General features: G+C 68.7%; 3 protein-coding genes. All 3 read left to right on the forward strand.

Annotated features, from left to right (window positions below; translation table 11 throughout):
- Nucleotides 1–937, forward strand: a 937-nt coding sequence (locus tag AC1D01_RS26705) for an ABC transporter permease (protein WP_477871749.1), incomplete at its 5' end; no start/stop codon positions are given.
- Nucleotides 938–954: 17 nt separating this feature from the next.
- Nucleotides 955–1,950, forward strand: a complete 996-nt coding sequence (yjfF, locus tag AC1D01_RS26710) for a galactofuranose ABC transporter, permease protein YjfF (RefSeq protein WP_477871751.1) — start codon at nt 955–957, stop codon at nt 1,948–1,950.
- 76 nt (nt 1,951–2,026) lie between these two features.
- Nucleotides 2,027–3,255 (forward strand): maltoporin (locus tag AC1D01_RS26715; RefSeq protein ID WP_477871753.1); only part of this gene is annotated, 1,229 nt, incomplete at its 3' end.

Raw genomic sequence — 3,255 nt, forward strand, 5'->3', positions numbered from 1 at the left:
CCTGTACGGCAGCCTGATCGACATCCTGAACCGCGCAGCGCCGCTGATGCTGGTGTCGCTGGGCATGACGCTGGTGATCGCGACGCGCGGCATCGACATCTCGGTCGGTGCGGTGGTGGCGATCGCGGCGGCGATCGCGGCCTGGATGATCGGCGGCTCGCTGGTGATCGTCGACGGCGTGGCCACGCATGCGAGCCGCTTCCCGATGTGGGCCGCGATCGCCGGCGCGCTCGGCGTCGCGCTGCTGTGCGGGCTGTGGAACGGCGTGCTGGTCGCGCGCGTGGGCATGCAGCCGATCATCGCGACGCTGATCCTGATGGTGGCCGGCCGCGGCATCGCGCAGCTGATCACCGGCGGGCAGATCATCACCATCTACTACGGGCCCTACTTCTTCCTCGGCAGCGGCTACCTGCTCGGGCTGCCGTTCTCGCTGTTCATCGCGGCGGCGGTGTTCGTGCTGCTGTGGTGGGTGACGACGCGCACCGCGCTCGGCCTGTTCATCCAGGCGGTTGGCGTGAACCCGTCGGCGGCGCGCGTGGCCGGCGTGCGGGCGCGCCGCATCACGGTGTGGGTGTACGCCTTCTGCGGGCTGTGCGCCGGCGCGGCCGGGCTGATCGTCAGCTCGAACGTGAAGAGCGCCGACGGCAACAACGCCGGGCAGCTGATGGAGCTCGACGCGATCCTCGCGGTGACGCTGGGCGGCACCGCGCTGACCGGCGGCCGCTTCAGCCTGGCCGGCAGCGTGATCGGCGCGCTGATCATCCAGACGCTCACCTACGCGATCTACTCGCTGGGCGTGCCGCCCGAGGTCAACCTGGTCGTCAAGGCCGGCGTGGTGTTCGCGGTGATGCTGCTGCAGTCGCCGGAGTTCCGGCACAGCCTGCGCGCGCTGGTGCAGCGGCCCGGGCTGGCGGAACGGCCGGGAGCGAAGGCATGAACACGCAGGCCCGACCGATGACCCCCGTGCCCGCCGTTGTGTCGACCCGGCGCCTGCGCCTCGACCCGAAGTTCATCCCGCTGGCGGCGACCGTCTCGCTGTTCCTCGTGATGGCGCTCCTCGGCTCGGTGCTCTACACCGGCTTCTTCTCGGCCCAGGTGTTCCTGAACCTGCTGATCGACAACGCCTTCCTGTGCATCGTCGCGGTCGGCATGACCTTCGTGATCCTGTCGGGCGGCATCGACCTGTCGGTGGGGTCGGTGATCGCGCTGACGACGATGGTGTCGGCCTCGCTGGTCGAGAAGCACGGCTGGAGCCCGGCCGCGGTGCTGCCGCTGGTGCTGCTGATGGGCACCGGCTTCGGCGCGCTGCAGGGCGTGCTGATCCAGCGCTTCCGGCTGCAGCCGTTCATCGTGACGCTGGCCGGCATGTTCCTCGCGCGCGGCCTGTGCTACCTGATCAGCATCGATTCGGTCAGCATCACGAACCCGTTCTACACCGAGGTCTCGCAGCTGCGCGTGCCGCTGTGGGAGGGCGCCGAGCTGTCGGTCAGCGCGATCATCGCGCTCGCCGTGGTGGTGCTCGCGGTGTTCGTCGCGCACTACACGCAGTTCGGCCGCACGGTGTATGCGATCGGCGGCAACGAGCATTCGGCGGTGCTGATGGGGCTGCCGGTGCGCAGCACGCTGATCGGCGTCTACACCGTCAGCGGTTTCTGCTCGGCGCTGGCCGGCGTGGTGTTCACCTTCTACATGCTGTCGGGCTACGGCCTGCACGCGGTCGGGCTGGAGCTGGACGCGATCGCCGCCGTGGTGATCGGCGGCACGCTGCTCACCGGCGGCGTGGGCTATGTGCTGGGCACGCTGTTCGGCGTGCTGATGCTCGGGATCATCCAGACGCTGATCATGTTCGACGGCAGCCTGAGTTCGTGGTGGACCCGCATCGTGATCGGCGGGCTGCTGTTCGTGTTCTGCCTGCTGCAGCGCGTCTTCGAGGCCCGCAAGCGCGGCTGACGCACCCCTTTCCCCCTGCAGGGCTCCCCCAGGCCCTGTGTTCTACCTGTGCTTCCAAAAACCAAGGAGACGATCCGTGAAGACATTCCCCCACCGCCAGACCGTGCTCGCCCTGGCTGCCGCCGCAGCCAGCGTGCTGAGTGCCACCTCTGCACAAGCCGTCGATTGGGGCGGCTACTTCCGCACCGGCCCGGGCGCGGCGAAGAAGGACGATGCCCGTGCGTGCTACGGCCTGAGCGGCGCGGGCATGAAGTACCGGCTCGGCAACGAGTGCGACTTCTACGGCGAGTTCCTGCTGAGCCAGGGYTTCAAGTCGGACGGCGTGGARTACAAGGCCGCGCTGATGACGAACCTGTACAACGGTGACTCGAGCGACACCGGYGCGGCGTCGGTGGGCATCAACCAGATGTACGTCGAGGGCAAGGGCTACGACATCGCCCCGGACGTGAACTTCTGGATCGGCAAGCGCTTCTACGGCCGTGCCGACGTGCACATCACCGACACGTTCTTCATCAACCTGTCGGGCGTGGGCGCGGGTGCGGACAGCATCGCCGTGGGCGGTGGCAAGCTGGGCCTGGCGTTCTTCCGCAACGACAGCGGCGGCGTGATCCAGGGCACGCCGCCGGCGGCGGGCACGGACCAGCGTCCGGCCTCGCGCCTGAACGCGGACCTGTCGGAGCTGGTGGTGAACCCGGGCGGCAAGCTGCGCGTGGTGGGCACCTACGTGAAGGGCGACTTCACCGGCGGCAAGAACGGCTTCGGGCTGAGCGTGCAGCACAACCAGGACAACGCGTTCGGGCTGGGCGGCACCAACATCCTGTGGGTGCAGTTCGCGCAGGGCTCGGCGGGCGTGGACGGCGGCTTCGGCACGCTGAACGCGACCTCGGCGACCAAGAGCTTCCGCATCGTGGAGAGCCCGGGCTGGCAGGTCGGCGCGTTCGGCGGGCAGGGCCAGCTGATGTTCCAGCAGGACAAGGTCGAGAACTTCGCSGGCCAGACCACCAAGATCAACTCGGTGTCGGTGGGCGGGCGTGGTTCGTATGCGCTGACGAAGAACTTCAAGCTGGTGGGCGAAGCCGCGTACGTGCAGAAGAAGCCGGACGGCAGCGACACGCAGAAGCTGGCGAAGCTGACGTTCGCGCCGACGCTGTCGACGGGCCCGGGCTTCTGGAACCGTCCGGAACTGCGCCTGTACGTGACCACGGCCAAGTGGAACGCGGCCGCCAACGCGGCCGAGAACGGCGGCGCCGGCGTCACCAACCGCGCCAACGGCGACACCAAGGGCACGTCCTATGGTGCGCAGGC

The organism is Rhizobacter sp. P3_B12 (assembly GCF_056402895.1).